The sequence below is a fragment of the Tersicoccus sp. Bi-70 genome (genome assembly GCF_001968825.1).
Taxonomy (GTDB): domain Bacteria; phylum Actinomycetota; class Actinomycetes; order Actinomycetales; family Micrococcaceae; genus Tersicoccus.
This window is the reverse complement of the sequence record NZ_MIEU01000010.1, coordinates 166,210-183,108: the sequence shown is the minus strand read 5'-3', so window position 1 is coordinate 183,108 and position 16,899 is coordinate 166,210. Positions and strand designations below refer to the sequence as shown.

General features: G+C 71.9%; 14 protein-coding genes. All 14 read right to left on the bottom strand.

What is annotated here, in order from left to right; translation table 11 throughout:
- Positions 1 to 37 precede the first annotated feature (37 nt).
- On the bottom strand, positions 38 to 862 hold the full coding sequence (locus BGP79_RS04755; RefSeq protein ID WP_076693507.1) for an IclR family transcriptional regulator C-terminal domain-containing protein: 825 nt from the start codon (positions 860 to 862) through the stop codon (positions 38 to 40).
- A complete protein-coding gene (locus BGP79_RS04750; protein ID WP_076693506.1) occupies positions 859 to 1,533 on the bottom strand; it encodes a 3-oxoacid CoA-transferase subunit B in 675 nt (224 codons plus the stop codon). Before BGP79_RS04750 ends, BGP79_RS04755 begins: the two co-directional genes overlap by 4 nt.
- Positions 1,533 to 2,240, bottom strand: coding sequence for a 3-oxoacid CoA-transferase subunit A (locus tag BGP79_RS04745; protein WP_076693505.1), 708 nt, complete (start codon positions 2,238 to 2,240; stop codon positions 1,533 to 1,535). Before BGP79_RS04745 ends, BGP79_RS04750 begins: the two co-directional genes overlap by 1 nt.
- Before the next feature lie 55 nt (positions 2,241 to 2,295).
- Entirely contained in the window at positions 2,296 to 3,480 is a 1,185-nt protein-coding gene (locus BGP79_RS04740; RefSeq protein WP_076693504.1) for a thiolase family protein, read from the bottom strand.
- A gap of 138 nt (positions 3,481 to 3,618) precedes the next feature.
- Positions 3,619 to 4,047: a 4-carboxymuconolactone decarboxylase gene (gene pcaC / locus BGP79_RS16710; protein WP_076693503.1), complete on the bottom strand. Its 429-nt coding sequence runs from the start codon at positions 4,045 to 4,047 to the stop codon at positions 3,619 to 3,621.
- Positions 4,040 to 4,885 carry an alpha/beta fold hydrolase gene (locus tag BGP79_RS16705; protein ID WP_076693502.1) on the bottom strand — a complete coding sequence of 282 codons (846 nt, stop codon included), beginning with the start codon at positions 4,883 to 4,885 and terminating at the stop codon, positions 4,040 to 4,042. Before BGP79_RS16705 ends, pcaC begins: the two co-directional genes overlap by 8 nt.
- Positions 4,882 to 6,357: a lyase family protein gene (locus tag BGP79_RS04725; RefSeq protein WP_076693501.1), complete on the bottom strand. Its 1,476-nt coding sequence runs from the start codon at positions 6,355 to 6,357 to the stop codon at positions 4,882 to 4,884. The genes BGP79_RS16705 and BGP79_RS04725 overlap by 4 nt, the downstream gene beginning before the upstream one ends.
- Entirely contained in the window at positions 6,354 to 6,923 is a 570-nt protein-coding gene (gene pcaG / locus BGP79_RS04720; protein WP_076693500.1) for a protocatechuate 3,4-dioxygenase subunit alpha, read from the bottom strand. The genes BGP79_RS04725 and pcaG overlap by 4 nt, the downstream gene beginning before the upstream one ends.
- Positions 6,920 to 7,732: a protocatechuate 3,4-dioxygenase subunit beta gene (gene pcaH, locus BGP79_RS04715; RefSeq protein ID WP_076693499.1), complete on the bottom strand. Its 813-nt coding sequence runs from the start codon at positions 7,730 to 7,732 to the stop codon at positions 6,920 to 6,922. The genes pcaG and pcaH overlap by 4 nt, the downstream gene beginning before the upstream one ends.
- A 75-nt stretch (positions 7,733 to 7,807) precedes the next feature.
- On the bottom strand, positions 7,808 to 9,679 hold the full coding sequence (locus BGP79_RS04710; protein WP_076693498.1) for a sugar phosphate isomerase/epimerase and 4-hydroxyphenylpyruvate domain-containing protein: 1,872 nt from the start codon (positions 9,677 to 9,679) through the stop codon (positions 7,808 to 7,810).
- A complete protein-coding gene (locus tag BGP79_RS04705; RefSeq protein WP_076693825.1) occupies positions 9,679 to 10,563 on the bottom strand; it encodes a shikimate dehydrogenase in 885 nt (294 codons plus the stop codon). The genes BGP79_RS04710 and BGP79_RS04705 overlap by 1 nt, the downstream gene beginning before the upstream one ends.
- 110 nt (positions 10,564 to 10,673) lie before the next feature.
- Positions 10,674 to 11,861, bottom strand: coding sequence for a 4-hydroxybenzoate 3-monooxygenase (locus tag BGP79_RS04700; RefSeq protein ID WP_076693497.1), 1,188 nt, complete (start codon positions 11,859 to 11,861; stop codon positions 10,674 to 10,676).
- 73 nt (positions 11,862 to 11,934) lie between these two features.
- Positions 11,935 to 12,738: an IclR family transcriptional regulator gene (locus BGP79_RS04695; RefSeq protein WP_076693496.1), complete on the bottom strand. Its 804-nt coding sequence runs from the start codon at positions 12,736 to 12,738 to the stop codon at positions 11,935 to 11,937.
- Between the two features lie 168 nt (positions 12,739 to 12,906).
- Entirely contained in the window at positions 12,907 to 16,797 is a 3,891-nt protein-coding gene (locus BGP79_RS04690) for a DNA-directed RNA polymerase subunit beta' (protein WP_076693495.1), read from the bottom strand.
- Positions 16,798 to 16,899: the final 102 nt, after the last annotated feature.

Sequence of the window (16,899 nt, the reverse complement as noted above, 5' to 3'; positions counted from 1 at the left end):
AGCGTCGTCCGACCGCGCCCGGAGGTCGCACCGCAGGTCACCGGGCCGTGGCGGCACCGGCACCGGCGGTGCGCAGGTCGGCCGAGATGGCGGCGGCGGTGGCCAGCAGGCCGGCGATCAGCGGGGAGCCCGCGGCGGCCTCCGGGGAGTGCAGCGCCGACATGGAGACGTTGATGGCGGCGACGACCTCGCCGTTCGCCCCGTGCACCGGCGCGGCGACCGAGCGCAGGCCGGCCTCCAGTTCCTGGTCGACGACCGCCCAGCCGGCCTCTCGGACGCGGTCGATCTCCTGCCGGAGCGCGGCGGGATCGGTGAGGGTGCGGGCGGTCAGCGCGGACGGGGGCCGCTCCCGGAGGATCTCCTCCAGGTCGGCGGGCGTCTGGGCGGCCAGCAGCACGCGGCCCATCGACGTGGCGTAGGCCGGGAACCGGGTGCCGACGCTGATTCCCACCATCATCAGGCGGCGGGTCGCCACCCGCGCGACGTAGACGATGTCGGCGCCGTCGAGCACGGACGCCGACGTCGACTCCCCCAGCTCGGCGGACAGCGCCTCCAGATGGGGTTGCGCGATGTCGGTCAGCCCCATGGACGAGAGGTAGGCGTAGCCGAGGCGGAGCACCTGCGGGGTGAGGCGGAAGAGACGCCCGTCGGTGCGGACGTAGCCGAGCTCGACGAGGGTGAGCAGGAAGCGGCGTGCGGTGGCCCGGGTCAGGCCGGTGCGGCGGGCGACGTCGGAGAGGGAGAGCTCCGGGTGCTGCGCGTCGAACGCCCGGATCACCTCGAGCCCGCGCGCGAGGGACTGGACGAACTGGTCGCCGGGTGCGTTCGCCGCGGTGCCGGCCTCCCGCTCCGTCGTCGTCACCCCGCCGTGCCGTCGATCAGGTCGAGGCCGACCATGCGCTGCACGTCCGCGAAACCCACGCCGAAGGTGTCCCGCACGCGCACGCCCTCGTCGGTGATGAGGAAGACCGCGTGCTCGGTGTAGACGCGGCTGACGCAGCCGACCCCGGTCAGCGGGTAGGTGCAGGTCTGCACGAGCTTGGACGCGCCCTCGCGGGTGAGCAGGTTCATCATCACGAACACGTCCTTCGCGCCGGTCGCGAGGTCCATGGCCCCGCCGACGGCGGGGATCGCGTCCGGGGCACCGGTGTGCCAGTTGGCGAGGTCGCCGGTCGCGGACACCTGGAACGCACCGAGGACGCACACGTCCAGGTGGCCGCCACGCATCATGGCGAACGAGTCGGCGTGATGGAAGTAGGAGGCACCCGGCAGCTCGGTGACCGGGATCTTGCCGGCGTTGATCAGGTCGGGGTCGACCTCGTCCCCGACCGCGGCCGGCCCCATCCCGAGCATGCCGTTCTCGGTGTGCAGGAAGACCCCGGAGTCCTCGCTCAGGTGGTCGGAGACCCTCGTCGGCTGACCGATGCCCAGGTTGACGTAGGCGCCGGCCGGGATGTCGGCCGCGACGACGGCGGCCATCTGGTCGCGGGTCAGGGTCGCGTCGTGCGTCACCCCGGTACTCGTCGTGCTCATCACTGTCCCTCTCCCCTGCTGAGTGCCTCGGTGACGGCCGGGGCCGCGTGCCCGACGCAGACCACCCGGTCGACGTAGATGCCCGGCGTCACGATGACCTCCGGATCGAGTGCGCCGATCTCGACGAGCTCGCCGACCTGGACCACGGACGTGGTCGCGGCGGCCGCCATGATCGGGCCGAAGTTGCGGGCGGTCTTGCGGTAGACCAGGTTGCCGCGCCGGTCGGCGGTCAGGGCCTTGACCAGGGCGATGTCCCCGGCGATCGGGTGCTCGAGCACCTGGAGGCGGCCGCCGATCTCGCGGGTCTCCTTGCCCTCGGCCAGGGGTGTGCCCGCGCCGGTCGGGGTGAAGAAGGCGCCGATGCCGGCCCCGGCCGCACGGATCCGCTCGGCCAGGTTGCCCTGCGGGACGAGTTCGAGCTCGATCTTCCCGGCCCGGTACAGGCCGTCGAAGATCTGCGAGTCGGACTGCCGCGGGAAGGAGCAGATGATCTTGCGCACCTGCCCGGCGGCCAGCAGCGCGGCGAGGCCCTGCTCGCCGTTGCCGGCGTTGTTGTTGACCACGGTGAGGTCCTTGACGCCGGTGCGGCGCACGGCGTCGATCAGCTCCATGGGCTGCCCGGCCGTGCCGAAGCCGCCGATCAGCACGGTGTCGCCGTCCTTGATCGGCGCGACGGCCTCGTCGGGGTCGGCTGCGATGGTCAGCACGGGTGGGGCTCCTCTTCTCGGTTCCGGGGTCCGGCCACCGGATCTGGTGTGGCGCTCACGCGGAGGCGTTCTCGATGACGACGGCGAGGCCCTGGCCCACGCCGATGCAGATGGCGGCGACGCCGTAGCGCTGCCCGGTCTCCTCGAGCCGGGCGACCAGGGTGCCGAGGATGCGGCCCCCGGACGCGCCGAGCGGGTGACCGATGGCGATGGCGCCCCCGCGGGCGTTGACGATGTCCTCGTCGATCCCCCACGCCTGCACGCAGGCCAGCGACTGGACGGCGAAGGCCTCGTTGAGCTCGACGGCGCCGACGTCGGACCAGCCGATCCCGGCGCGGGTGAGCGCGCGGTTGGCCGCCTCGACCGGTGCGTAGCCGAAGTCCCGCGGGTCCAGGGCGTGGGCGCCCCGGCCGATGATGCGGGCGCGGGGCCGGGCGCCGATGCGCTCGCCGGCGGCCTCGCTGCCGAGCAGCACGGCGGAGGCGCCGTCGTTGAGCGGCGAGGCGTTCCCGGCGGTGATGGTGCCGTCGGGCCGGAACACGGTGCGCAGCCCGCCCAGCTGCTCCGGCGTGCTGGACGCGCGGATCGACTCGTCGCGGGTGAGGTCGGTGCCGGGCACCGGGACGGTCATCGCGTCGTAGAAGCCCTCGGACCAGGCGGCGTCGGCGAGCTGGTGCGAGCGGTAGGCGAACGCGTCCTGGCGGGCCCGGCTGATGTCGTGCTTCTCCTGCAGCTGCTCGTTGGCCTCCCCGAGGGACACCGTCCACTCCGCCGGCATGTTCCGGTTGACCAGGCGCCAGCCGAGGGTGGTGGAGGCGAGGTTCAGGTCGCCGGCCGGGTAGGGCTTCTCCGTCTTCGGCAGCACCCAGGGCGCTCGGCTCATCGACTCGACGCCGCCCGTGAGGACGAGGTCCGCGTCGCCGGTCTCGATCTGCCGGGAACCGATCATCGCGGCGTCCAGGCTGGACCCGCACAGCCGGTTGACGGTCGTGCCCGGCACGGAGACGGGCAGACCGGCCAGGAGCACCGCCATCCGGGCGACGTTGCGGTTCTCCTCGCCGGCGCCGTTCGCGTTGCCGAGGATCACCTCCTCGACCATCGCCCCGTCGAGCCCGGGGGTTCGTTCGAGCAGGGCGCCGACGACGACGGTGGCCAGGTCGTCCGGCCGAACGGGGGCGAGCGCCCCGCCGAACCGGCCGAAGGGCGTCCGCACGGCGTCGTAGATGTAAGCCTCGGACATGCGTCTCCGTTCCGGGCGGCTCGGCCGCTCCCGCGTCGCTGCGGTCATGCTCCGCAGGCCGCTCACACGGGAGGGCCGACAGGCCAGTGTTCGCAATGCGAACGTATGTGCGTTATATGAACAACAGTAGGACGGCGCTCACGCCGGGTCAAGGTGGGTGCTGTCGAGATCGGCGAACACCCGCTGGGCCGTGGCGAAGGCCGTGTTCGCGGACGGCACGCTGCAGTAGATGGCGCTCTGCAGCAGCACCTCCTTGATCTCCTCCCGCGTCAGCCCGTTGGTCAGGGCCGCGCGCACGTGCATCGCCAGCTCCTCGGTGTGGCCGCCCGCGATCATGGCCGTGAGGGTGATCATGGAGCGACTGCGCCGGTCCAGGCCGGGCCGCGTCCAGATGGTGCCCCACGCGTAGCGGGTGATCATGTCCTGGAAGTCGGCGGTGAAGTCGTCGACCCGGGCGTTGGCCCGGTCCACGTGCGCGTCGCCGAGCACCTCGCGGCGGACGGCCATGCCGGCGTCGTAGACCTCGCGCTGGGTGCGGTCCGGGTGCTCGGGTCCGTGCTCACTCATCGTCGTCTCCTCGGGTGGAATCGGTCGCGCCGGGGACGTTCGCGCCGGCGAGGAAGTGCGCCCGGAGCAGGGCCGCGGTCGCGCCCGGGTCCTCGGCCGGGGCCAGGTGGGCGACGCCGGGCAGCTCCACGGCGCGGCCGTCCTGCACGTGCTCGGCGATCTCGCGGGCGAGGCCCATCGGGGCGACCTCGTCCGCCGCGCCGGCCAGCGCGAGCACCGGCACGGTGATCTCGGCGAGCCGGTCCCGCGCGTCGAATCCGGCCAGCGCCTCGCACACGCGGGCGTAGCTGAACCGGTCGGCGTGCTGCAGCGAGCTGAGGAGGGCGGTGGCGGTGGGGGCCTCCCGGGCCAGGAAGCCCGGCCCGAACCACCGCTGGGCGGAGCCGGTGACCATGACGGGCGTGCCCGAGGCGCGCACGGTCTCGGCTCGCTCGCGCCACGCCACCGGGTCGCCGATCTTCGCGCCGGAACAGATGATGGCGGCCGCCCGGAAGCGCTCCGGCGCGTCGAGGAGCAGCTGCAGCCCGGTGGCACCGCCGACGGAGACCCCGGCGTAGCCCACCGGCCCGGCACCGTCGGCCGCCACCCGGTCCAGCAGCTCGAGCACCCCTGCCGCCAGCTCGGCGATGGTGAAGGGTTCCGCCTGCGGGGCGGACGTGCCGTGCCCCGGCAGATCCCAGGCGATCAGGTCGAGGTCGTCGGCCAGCAGATCGGCGGTGCGCTGCCACAGGGGCTGGGCCGCGGTACCCAGCGACGGCCCGAGCACGACGAGCGGGCGGGTGCGGCCGTCCTCGGCGGGACGGCGGAAGTCGACGGCGGTGAGCCGGGGGACGGTCACGAGTGCTCCTCTGCGGTGCCGCGGGTCACGGCGTTATCGGCACGGCGGCCGGCTGCGGCGGCGCTGTCGGCGACGATCGCGTCGACGAAGGCGCCGGCCGAGCCGAGATAGCGGGTGGGGTCCAGCAGGTCCTCGAGCGCGGCGTCGTCGAGCGCGTCCTGCGGGATGGCGGACCGCAGCTGAGCGCGCAGGTGAGCGGTGGCCGATGCTCCCCCGCCCGCCGCGCCGGCGCCGTCCGCCTGCGCGATCATCGCGGTGAGGCGCTCCTTCGCACTCCCGCCGTCGCCGGCGTCGGATCGCTGATCGTCGCGCAGCAGCGGGGTGGCCACCGCGGTGATCCGTTCGCTGAGGACGCCCGGGCAGGCGTCCGTCAGGGTCGCCAGCATCCGGTCCGCGTGCACGACCAGGCCACCGGTCAGCTCCGCCGCGGATGCCGCGGCGGAGGGAACCAACCGCAGCAGCGAGGCGAGCGCGGGCCACTCGCTGTGCCAGGCGCCGTCGGGCCGTTCGTCGTCGGCGAGGGCCGCCGCGAGGTGCAGCTGGGCGACCAGCTGGGGCACGGTCAGGGCGGTGCGGCGGATCAGCACTGAGAGCACGGGGTTGCGCTTCTGCGGCATCGCGGAGGAGCCGCCGCGGCCCGGCGCCGCCGGCTCGGCGAGCTCGGCGATCTCGGGCCTGCTCAGCAGCACGACGTCGGTGGCCAGCTTGCCGAGGGCGTCGGCGAGCAGGGCGAACGCGTCGGCCGCCTCCACGAGCGGCAGCCGGGCGGTGTGCCAGGGGGCAGCGGGGCGCAGCCCGAGCCGGGCGGCGAACCGGCCGGCCAGGTCGAGCGGGGTGACGCCCGTGCCGGCGACGACCGTGCCGACCGCGGCGAGGGTGCCGCTCGCGCCGCCGCACTGGACCGGCAGTCGGTCGGTGCGTTCGCGTAGCACGGCGACCGCGGTGTCGACGCCCTGCAGCCACGTGGCGGCCTTCAACCCGAAGGTGTAGGGCACGGCGTGCTGGGCGAGGGTGCGGCCGACCATCGCGGTGTCGCGGTGCTCGACGGCGAGGTCGCGCAGGTGCGCCGCCACGGCCTCGGCGTCGGCGAGCGTGGTGTCCGCCGCCCGCCGGAGCAGCAGTACCAGGGCGGTGTCGATGACGTCCTGGCTGGTCAGGCCACGGTGCACGAATCGCACCGCACGATCAGCCGCCGGGTCCGCCGCCGTGACCGCGCCGCGCAGCTGTGCCAGCAGCGGGATCAGCGCGTTCGCCCCGTTCTCCGCCTCGACGCCGATGGCCGCCAGGTCGAGACTGCCGACGACGGCGGCCCGGGCCACCGTGTCGGCGGCCTCGGCCGGGGCGAGGCCGAGGTCCGCCTGGGCGTGAACCCAGGCGGCCTCGACGTCGAGCATGGCCTGCGCGAAGGCGGCGTCCCCGACGGCGTCAGCCGTGGCCGCCGTCCCGGGGGCGAAGAGCAGGGAATCGCTCACGCGTCGATGCCCGGGAACGCGAGGAACACGGTCTCGCCCTCCCCCTGCAGCCGGATGTCGAACCGCAGGCCGCCGTCGGGCTCGCGCTGCGCGATCAGCGTCGAGCGCCGATCGGCGGGCAGGGAGGAGAGCAGCCGGTCCCGGTCGAGGGCGGCGGTGTCCTCGGGCAGGTAGACGCGGGTGAACAGCCGGTTGAGCAGGCCGCGGGCGAACACGGTCACGGCGATGAACGGCGCGGCGCCCTCCTCGGTGGGGCCGGGGTCCACCGTCGTGAAGGTGTAGTCGCCCGCCCCGTCGACGGCCGCGCGACCGAAACCGGTGAACGTCCAGCCGTCGCGCCGCAGGGATCCGGGCACGTGCGGCACCGTGCCGTCCTCGTCGGCCTGCCAGATCTCGATCAGGGCGTCGGGGATGGGGTCGCCGGCACCGTCGTACACGGTGCCGTGCAGCCGGACGGGGCGGGGGTGGTGCGGGCCCACCAGCTGCTCGCCGCGCTCGTACGGCAGGGCGTAGCCGTAGAACGGGCCGATGGTCTGGCCGGGGGTGGCCACCAGTTTCTCGCTCATGCCTGCTCGTCCTCCTCCATCCAGGTGCGGTTGCTGCCGGAGAGGACGATGTCCCACCGGTAGCCGGTGCACCACTCGTGTTCGGTGATGCCGTGGTCGTAGGTGGCCACCAGCCGTTCTCGCGCCTTCGGGTCGACGATGGACTGGTAGATCGGGTCCAGGTCGAACAGCGGGTCCCCGGGGAAGTACATCTGGGTGATCATCCGCTGGGTGAAGTCCGTGCCGAACAGGGAGAAGTGGATGTGGGCCGGTCGCCACGCGTTGTGGTGGTTCTTCCACGGGTACGGTCCCGGCTTGATGGTCGTGAACCGGTAGGTGCCGTCGTCGTCCGTCAGGCAGCGGCCCACGCCCGTGAAGTTGGGGTCGATCGGCGCGGGGTGCTGGTCGCGCTTGTGGATGTAGCGGCCGGCGGCGTTCGCCTGCCACACCTCCACGAGCTGGTTCCGCACCGGCCGGCCGTCGCCGTCGAGCACACGGCCGGTGACGATCATGCGTTCGCCGACCGGGTCGCCGTTGTGCTGGATGGTCAGGTCCGACTCGAGCGCGTTGACGTCCTGGTGCCCGAAGGCCGGCGCCCAGAGCTCGATGGTCTCCGGGTCGGTGTGGTGCAGGTCCTTCGTGGGGTGCCGCAGGATCGAGCTGCGGTAGGGCCGGTAGTCGATGCGCGGCTGCGTCTCCTCGGTTCCACCGCGCCGGTATTCCTCCCCCAGGCTCGCGATCTCGCGGCTGACGGCGTCCTGCGTGTCCGCGGCGTCGTCGGACGAGAGCGGGGTGTCGTGGTCGAACGTCTCGGAATCTTCTGAGGCCATGGGGACTCCTGTCGGACGGAGCGGGCGACCGCAGCGGGCGCCCGCGGGGGCGGGATGGTGGTGGATCGGGTCGGGTCAGGTGGCGGGAGCGGGACGCCGGGAGAGCGCGAACTGGGCGGCCATCCGCACCGGGGCGTCGGGGGCGCCGAACCCGCGGTAGTCGCCGCGGCGCTCGAGCACCTCGAGGTAGAGCTCGCCGATGGTCTCGGTGTAGAAGTGCAGGAACTCGCCGTGCTCGTCCCGGTCGTAGAACAGGGTGAGGTCCCGCAGGTCCGCGACGGTCGCGTCGTCGAGACCGAACCGGGCCTGCAGGTCGTCGTAGTAGTTCTGCGGGATGGGCAGCAGGACCAACCCGGCGTCGCGGGCGGCCCGGGCGGCGGCGACGATGTCGTCGCAGGCCAGGGCGAGGTGCTCCGGCCGGCTCACGCTGGCTGCATCCGCGCCGGCGCGAGGGTTGACGTTGAGGACGACCCGGACGGACGCGTCGTCGCTGGACATCACCTGGGACTGGACCAGGCCGGCGGGACCGGCGACGTCGAGCGTGGGCCAGCGGGTCAGGCCCAGGGCGCTCGGGTAGAACAGGCGCGCCTCGTCGATGTGCTGCCACGGTTGGACCAGGTTGACGTGGTCGATGCGCCGGATCCCGAGGCCGGGACGGTCGGCGGCGGGCCGCCCGTCGTGGTGGAACTCGGTCGCCCACGCCGGTTCGGGGCCCGACTGGCAGAAGAAGATCTCGGTCCCGTCGGGCGCGCGGACGGCCTGCAGGGCCTCCTCGTCGACCCGCTGGGTGCGCGGCACGGGCGCGGCGAGCAGCCGGTGCGCGCGGTCGGCCGCGTCGATGGGCCGGTGGACGTCCACGCCGAGGGCGGAGATGAACGGGTCCGCGGCGTCGGCGTCCTGCGCGTTGATGACGATCCGCGCCTCGCCCTGCTGCCACAGCGTGACGGGCTTGCTCTGGTGGGTGCCGACATAGGCGAAGCCGAGCTGGCCGAGGACCCGCTCGAGGTGCGCGTTGCCGGTGGTCTTCACCTCGGCGAAGCCGAGCGCGGTGGGCGGGGTGACGGCGGGCAGCGCGGTCAGGCCGACCCGGTCCGGCTTGACGTCGGCACCGGGGGTACGGGCCGCTTCGGCACGGTCGCGTGCCGTGGTGTCGGCCAGGGCGATCAGCGAGCGCAGGCCGGCGACGGCGGTGCGGCGCGTCTCGCTCTGGCGGAAGACGTCGTTGAAGATCTCGAGCGAGACCGGGCCGGCGTAGCCGGAGGCGACGACGGCGTCGAACAGGGCGGCGACCGGCAGGTCGCCCTCGCCGGGGAAGACGCGGTGGTGGCGGCTCCAGGACAGCACGTCCATGCCGAGCACGGGCGCGTCCGCGAGCTGGAGGAAGAAGATCGTCTCCGGGTCGAAGCCGGCGATCTCCGCGGGGTCGTGCCCCCGGGAGAGGATGTGGAAGCTGTCCAGGCAGGTGCCGACCGCGGGGTGGCCCGCCAGCGTGACGATGCGGTGGGCGCGCCGGTAGTCGTTCACGTAGCGACCCCAGGCGAGCGCCTCGTAGGCGAGGCGGATGCCGTGCTCGGCGGCGGCGTCACCGAGGGCGCTGAGCTGCTCGGCGGCGAGCGCGTCGTCGTCGATCGTGGCGGTCGCGACGTTGGAGCAGACGAGCAGCAGGTCCGCGCCGAGGCGCTCCATCAGCGCGAACTTCAGCTCGGCCCGCCGCAGCGTGTCGGCGAACAGCTCGGGCGACACGAGGTCGGCGTCGCGGAACGGCTGGTAGAGGTCGAGGGACAGGCCCAGGTCCGCGCAGCGGGCGGCGATGTCCTCGGGCCGGGAGGCCGAGGCGATCAGGTCGTTCTCGAAGATCTCGACACCGTCGAATCCGGCGGCCGCGCACGCGTCGAGCTTGTCCTCCAGGGTGCCGCTCAGGCACACGGTGGCGATCGAGGTGCGCATCAGGGCGCGGCCTGCTCGGCGTCGACGAGCGAGGCGAACACGTCGTGCATGCGGGCGGGGTCGGCGGTGCGGCCGGTGAAGACGGCGAAGGCGTCCACGGCCTGGCCGACGGCCATCCCGGCACCGCTGAGGGTGCGGCAGCCGCGCGCGGCGGCGGTGGTCAGCAGCGCGGTCGCCAGCGGCCGGTAGACGATGTCGCTGACCCAGAAGCGGTCGTCCAGCAGCTCGGCGTCCAGGGGCAGGCCGGGGTGGGCGGCCATCCCGACCGGGGTGCAGTTGACCAGCCCGTCCGCGCGGGCGAGCAGGCCGGGCAGGTCCGCGGGCGTGCCGGCCGCGACCGTGCGGTCGGGGAACAGTCGGGCCAGTCCCTCCGCCCGGGCCTGCGCACGCGACCGGTCGACGTCGACGACGGTCAGCTGCTGCGCGCCGAGGGTCAGCAGGGCGTAGGCGACGGCGGAGCCCGCTCCCCCGGCTCCGAGCTGGACCACCCGGTCGACCGCGGCACCGGGCAGACCCTCCTGGAAGCCGCGCCGGAAGCCCGAGTGGTCGGTGTTGTGGCCCACGGTGCGGCCGGCGTCGTCGATGGTGACCGTGTTGACGGCCTCCAGCCGCGCAGCGTCGGGGTCCACTTCGTCGAGGTGGGCGAGCACGAGCTGCTTGCACGGGTGGGTGACGTTCAGCCCGTTGAAGCCGAGGACGTGCGCCCAGCGCAGGACGTCGCCGACCCGGTCGGCGGGGATGCCGAGGACGGTGAGATCGATCGGCCGGTACAGCAGGGTGAGCCCGTGGTGACGCGCTTCCGCCTCGTGCAGCGGCGGGGTCAGCGACGGCGTGACGCCGTCACCGACCAGGCCCAGGAGAGGGGATGTCGCGCGTGTACTCACCATTCCTCCAGAGCGCCGGGACCGCGTGTGACACGGGCAACAGTAGCAGTGTTCGCCATGCGTTCGCTTGTTCGTAGAGCGAACACGATGGCAGACCGCACGCTCGTGCGTCACCGACCGGGCCACCCGGTGTACGCCTCGGCGAGCCACGTGGAGCCGGCCGTCGAGGTGACCACCGAGGTGAGCTCGCCGAGCTGCCGCTTCCGGTCGAACGCGTTGGCCTCGGGGTTCTCGTGCAGCATCGACGTCATCCAGTAGGAGAAGTGCTGGGCCTTCCACACGCGCTGCAGCGCGGTGTCGCTGTAGGCGTCGATCCCGGTGGTGGAGCCGGTGGCGAAGTGATCGGCGAGGGCGGCGTGCAGGACGGCGACGTCGGCGAGCGCCAGGTTAAGCCCCTTGGCGCCGGTGGGCGGGACGGTGTGGCCGGCGTCGCCGGCGAGGAACATGCGGCCGTGCCGCAGCGGCTCGCAGACGAAGCTGCGGAACGGCAGCACCGTCTTCTCGAAGACCGGCCCGCGCTGGAGGGTGAACCCGTTACCCTCGACGCGGCGCTGCAGCTCGGCCCAGATCTGGTCCTCGGACCACTGCTCCGGGTCGGTGTCCTTCTCGCACTGGAAGTACATCCGCTGCACCGTGTCGGTGCGCTGGCTGATCAGGGCGAATCCGTGCGGGGAGTTGGCGTACATCAGCTCCGGGGCACTCGGCGGCGCCTCGCAGAGGATGCCGAACCAGGCGAACGGGTACTCCCGGAAGTAGGAGCGGCGCGCGGTCTCCGGCACCTCGCGGCGGCAGATGCTGCGCGATCCGTCGGTGCCGGCGAGGTACTCGCACTCGATCCGCCAGTCCACGCCGTCGGCGTCGGTGAACTCGACGGCGGGGGCGTCCACGACGTCCTCGACCCGGGTGTCCCGCACGCCGTACCGGACGTCGCCGCCGTCGCGTTCCCGCGCCGCGGCCAGGTCCATGAAGACGTCGGTCTGCGGGTAGAGCCAGACGGACTCGCCGACGAGGTCGCGGAAGTCGATGCGGTGGCCCTCGCCGTCGAACCGCAGCTCGATGCCCTCGTGCTCGTAGCCCTCGCGGAGCACGCGGTCGCTGACCTCGTTCTCCAGTAGCATCCGCACGCTGCCGTGCTCGAGGATGCCGGCGCGGATGGTGGTCTCTATCTCGGCACGCGTGCGGGCCTCGACCACGACGGTCTCGACGCCGGACCGGGCGAGCAGGTGGGAGAGCATGAGCCCGGCGGGGCCCGCCCCCACGATGGCGACCTGCGTCCTGACCACGCGCCGTTGCGCCACTGCGTCTCCCTCGACCGATTGCCCGGCTGCTCGTGCGCCGGATGGCCCACATGGTGTGGGCGTGCTCACAGTCTCAACCGGTGCCGCGGTCGATGTCCCCGGCATTCTCATTGAACGAGAGACCGAGATCGACGGCGCGACGGGCGATGCCGCGGGCGGCGGTCTGCAGCACCGGCACCGTGGTGCCGGTCCGCTCCTGCCCGGCGGGCACGACGACGCCGAGGGCGGCGACCGCGCGACGGTCGGGCCCGAGCACGGGCACCGCGACGCCGGAGGTGGCGTCCACGACGTGGCTGTCGAGCAGGGCGTGACCCTCGCGCCGCACGTGGGCAAGGAGACGGCGCAGCTCGGCGACGCTCATCCGGGCCCACGGCGCGTCCGGATCGTAGCCGTGGCGCAGGTAGTGCTCCGTCCGCTCGCGGTCGCCGAAAGCGAGCAGGACGACGCCGGAGGAGGAGATGGCGGCGGGCAGCCGGCCGGCGACGCGGGCGGCGTTGGCGATCGACCCGTGCCAGGAGAGCCGTTCGACGAAGAGGACGTCCCCGCCGTCCTGCAGGATGGTCAGCTGGGTGTGCTGGCGCACGACGGACTGGACGTCCTCGAGGAAGGGCATCGCCACCTGCCGCAGTGTGGTCACCGGCGACGCGCGGCTGGCCAGCTCCCACAGACGGATCCCGAGCCGGACCCGCCCCGCGCCGTCCCGCTCGAGCATCCGCTGGGCCACCAGTTCATGCACGATCCGGTGGGTGGTGGCCAAGGGGATCTCCGCCCGCGCCGCCAGGGCCGCCACCGTCAACGCCGGCCGCTCACTCGAGAAGGCCCCGAGGATCCGGATGATCCGCTCGATCATCGAGTCCCCGGACGGCGAATTGGCCATGGGGCAATCCTCCCACCCACCCCCCTTCCTTCCCGCTGCACCCCCGTGCCCGACCCCGCGCCGCACCCACCCCAGCCACAAAGAAGAACAAGGGCATACAGAAACGGCCCCGCTCCCACGAAGGGAACGGGGCCGTCTCAGTGACGGATCAGAGCCGTCGACGACGGATCAGCGGAAGTCGCTGCCCATGTCGTAGTCGTCCAGCGAGATCGCGTGGAACTCCGGCGACACGGAGCCGTCGAGGCCCGCGTAGTCGAAGTCACCGAACGCGCTCGGGCCGGTGTACAGGTTGGCCTTCGCTTCCTCGGTCGGCTCCACGGAGACGTCGTTGTACACGGGCAGCCCGGTCCCGGCGGGGATGAGCTTGCCGATGATGACGTTCTCCTTGAGGCCGAGCAGCGGGTCGCTCTTGCCCTCCATGGCCGCCTGGGTGAGCACCCGGGTGGTCTCCTGGAAGGACGCGGCGGACAGCCACGACTCGGTCGCCAGCGAGGCCTTGGTGATACCCATCAGCTCCGGACGACCCTGCGCCGGGGCCAGGCCCTCGGCGACGGCCTTGCGGCTGGCCTGCTCGTACCGGCTGCGCTCGGCGAGCTCACCGGGCAGCAGATCCGTGTCACCGGACTCGATGACCGTGACCCGACGCAGCATCTGCCGGACGATGACCTCCACGTGCTTGTCGTGGATGCCGACGCCCTGGCTGCGGTACACGCCCTGGACCTCGTCGACGAGGAACTTCTGCGCCTCGCGGGGGCCCATGATGCGCAGCACCTGCTTCGGGTCCACGGCACCGGACACCAGCTGCTGACCGACCTCGACGTGATCGCCGTCGGCGACGAGCAGACGCGCACGCCGCAGCACGGGGTACGCGATCTCCTCGCTGCCGTCGTCCGGGGTGACGACGATCCGCAGGGACCGCTCCGTCTCCTCCAGGGCGACCCGGCCGGCACTGTCCGAGATCGGGGCGACACCCTTCGGGGTACGCGCCTCGAACAGCTCCTGGATACGGGGCAGACCCTGGGTGATGTCCTCCGCGGAGGCGACACCACCGGTGTGGAAGGTACGCATGGTCAGCTGGGTGCCGGGCTCGCCGATCGACTGGGCGGCGATGATGCCGACCGCCTCGCCGATGTCGACGACCTTGCCGGTGGCCAGCGAACGGCCGTAGCACTTGGCGCAGGTCCCGACCGCGGACTCACAGGTGAGCACGGAGCGGACCTTGAGCTCGGTGACGCCGGCCTCGAACAGCTGGGCGATCAGCACGTCCCCGACGTCGGCGCCGGCCTCGGCCAGCACCGTGCCGTCCGCGCTGGTCACGGCGGTGGCCAGGCTGCGGGCGTAGACGCTGTTCTCGACCTGCTCGTGCATGGTCAGCTCGCCGTTGGCGTCCGCCGTCGCGATCGGCAGCGTGAGGCCGCGATCGGTGCCGCAGTCCTCCTCGCGGACGATGACGTCCTGCGAGACGTCGACCAGACGACGGGTCAGGTACCCCGAGTTCGCGGTACGCAGCGCGGTGTCCGCGAGGCCCTTCCGGGCACCGTGGGTCGCGATGAAGTACTCGAGCACGGACAGGCCCTCACGGTAGGAGGACTTGATCGGGCGCGGGATGATCTCACCCTTCGGGTTCGCCACCAGGCCACGGATACCGGCGATCTGACGCACCTGCATCCAGTTACCACGGGCACCGGAGGAGACCATGCGGTTGATCGTGTTCGACGCCGTCAGGTTCTTGCGCATGACGTCGGCGATCTCGTTGGTCGCACGGTTCCACAGGTCGATCAGTTCCTGGCGACGCTCGTCGTCGTCGACCAGACCCTTCTCGTACTGCGCCTGGATCTTCGCGGCCTGAGCCTCGTAGCCCTCCATGATGGCGGGCTTCTCCGGCGGCGCGGCGACGTCGGAGATCGCCACGGTCACCCCGGACCGGGTGGCCCAGTAGAAGCCGGCGTCCTTGAGGTTGTCCAGCGTCTGCGCGACGACGACCTTCGGGTAGCGCTCCGCCAGGTCGTTGACGATGGTCGACAGGCGACCCTTGTCCGCGACCGACTCGACCCACGGGTAGTCCGCGGGCAGCGTCTGGTTGAACACGACCTGACCGAGCGAGGTCTTCACCATCGCCGGCTGACCGGGCTCCCAGCCCTCCGGGGCCTCCCACTCGGCGTTGGGGACGAAGTCGTCCAGCCGGATGGTGATCTGCGAGTTCAGGTGCAGCGTCCCGGAGTCGTGCGCCATGATCGCCTCGGCCGGGTTCGAGAACACGCGACCCTCACCCGTCGACCCGACTCGCTTGGTGGTCAGGTGGTGCAGACCGATGATCATGTCCTGCGAGGGCAGGGTGACCGGACGGCCGTCGGACGGCTTGAGGATGTTGTTCGAGGAGAGCATCAGGATGCGCGCCTCGGCCTGCGCCTCGGGGCTCAGCGGCAGGTGCACCGCCATCTGGTCCCCGTCGAAGTCGGCGTTGAACGCACCGCAGACGAGCGGGTGCAGCTGGATGGCCTTGCCCTCGACCAGCTGCGGCTCGAACGCCTGGATGCCCAGACGGTGCAGGGTGGGGGCACGGTTGAGCAGCACCGGGTGCTCGGTGATGATCTCCTCGAGCACGTCCCAGACCTGCGGACGGTAGCGCTCGACCATGCGCTTGGCGCTCTTGATGTTCTGCGCGTGGTTCAGGTCCACGAGCCGCTTCATCACGAAGGGCTTGAACAGCTCGAGAGCCATCTGCTTGGGCAGACCGCACTGGTGCAGCTTCAGCTGGGGGCCGACGACGATGACCGAACGGCCCGAGTAGTCGACGCGCTTGCCGAGCAGGTTCTGCCGGAACCGGCCCTGCTTGCCCTTGAGCATGTCCGAGAGCGACTTCAGCGGCCGGTTGCCCGGGCCGGTGACCGGACGGCCACGACGGCCGTTGTCGAACAGCGAGTCGACGGCCTCCTGGAGCATCCGCTTCTCGTTGTTGACGATGATCTCCGGGGCACCCAGGTCGAGCAGGCGCTTGAGCCGGTTGTTCCGGTTGATCACGCGGCGGTACAGGTCGTTCAGGTCCGAGGTGGCGAAGCGGCCACCGTCGAGCTGGACCATCGGGCGCAGCTCCGGCGGGATCACCGGAACGGCGTCCAGGACCATGCCCAGCGGCGAGTTGGTCGTCGTCAGGAACGCGTTGACCACCTTCAGACGCTTCAGGGCGCGGGTCTTGCGCTGCCCCTTGCCGTTCTTGATGGTGTCGCGCAGCGACTCGGCCTCGCCCTCCATGTCGAAGTCGATCAGGCGCTGCTTGATCGCCTCCGCACCCATGGAGCCCTCGAAGTAGAGGCCGAACTTGTCGACCATCTGCCGGTACAGCGACTCGTCGCCCTCGAGGTCGGAGACCTTGAGGTTCTTGAACCGGTCCCAGACCTGCTCGAGCCGGTCGATGTCGGCGTCGGCGCGCTTGCGCACGCTGGCCATCTGCCGGTCGGCGGAGTCGCGGGCCTTCTTCTTGTCGGCGGCCTTGGCACCCTCGCCCTCGAGGCGCTCGATCTCACCCTCGAGGTCGCGGGCGATCGCGGCGATGTCGGAGTCACGGGTGTCCGTGAGCTGCTTCTTCTCCAGGTCGTGCTCGGCCTGCAGGTTCGGCAGGTCGGCGTGCCGACCCTCCTCGTCGACGCTGGTGATCATGTAGGCGGCGAAGTAGATGACCTTCTCCAGGTCCTTCGGCGCCAGGTCCAGCAGGTACCCCAGGCGCGACGGGACGCCCTTGAAGTACCAGATGTGGGTGACCGGAGCGGCCAGCTCGATGTGGCCCATCCGCTCGCGCCGCACCTTGGCCCGGGTCACCTCGACGCCGCAGCGCTCACAGATGATGCCCTTGAAGCGGACGCGCTTGTACTTGCCGCAGTAGCACTCCCAGTCCCGGGAGGGGCCGAAGATCTTCTCGCAGAAGAGTCCGTCCTTCTCGGGCTTGAGGGTGCGGTAGTTGATGGTCTCGGGCTTCTTGACCTCACCGTAGGACCACGCGCGGATTTCTTCCGCGGTGGCGAGGCCGATACGCATGTGTCCGAACGAAGTGTCGGTCGACATCTGGTCCTTGTCTCTCTTGGTGTGACGAATGTCTGAAGTCGGTTCCTGAGGGTGCTGACGGCTCCCGCCCTCCGTGCCCGGCGTGAGGCCGGGCACGGAGGG

Bases quoted from the DNA above. Each gene is read 5' to 3' on its own strand.
- BGP79_RS04740 (WP_076693504.1), bottom strand. From the start codon at position 3,480: ATGTCCGAGGCTTACATCTACGACGCCGTGCGGACGCCCTTCGGCCGG.
- BGP79_RS04690 (WP_076693495.1), bottom strand. From the start codon at position 16,797: ATGTCGACCGACACTTCGTTCGGACACATGCGTATCGGCCTCGCCACC.
- pcaG (WP_076693500.1), bottom strand. From the start codon at position 6,923: ATGAGCGAGAAACTGGTGGCCACCCCCGGCCAGACCATCGGCCCGTTC.
- BGP79_RS04710 (WP_076693498.1), bottom strand. From the start codon at position 9,679: ATGCGCACCTCGATCGCCACCGTGTGCCTGAGCGGCACCCTGGAGGAC.
- pcaC (WP_076693503.1), bottom strand. From the start codon at position 4,047: ATGAGTGAGCACGGACCCGAGCACCCGGACCGCACCCAGCGCGAGGTC.
- BGP79_RS04750 (WP_076693506.1), bottom strand. From the start codon at position 1,533: ATGAGCACGACGAGTACCGGGGTGACGCACGACGCGACCCTGACCCGC.
- BGP79_RS04695 (WP_076693496.1), bottom strand. From the start codon at position 12,738: ATGGCCAATTCGCCGTCCGGGGACTCGATGATCGAGCGGATCATCCGG.
- pcaH (WP_076693499.1), bottom strand. From the start codon at position 7,732: ATGGCCTCAGAAGATTCCGAGACGTTCGACCACGACACCCCGCTCTCG.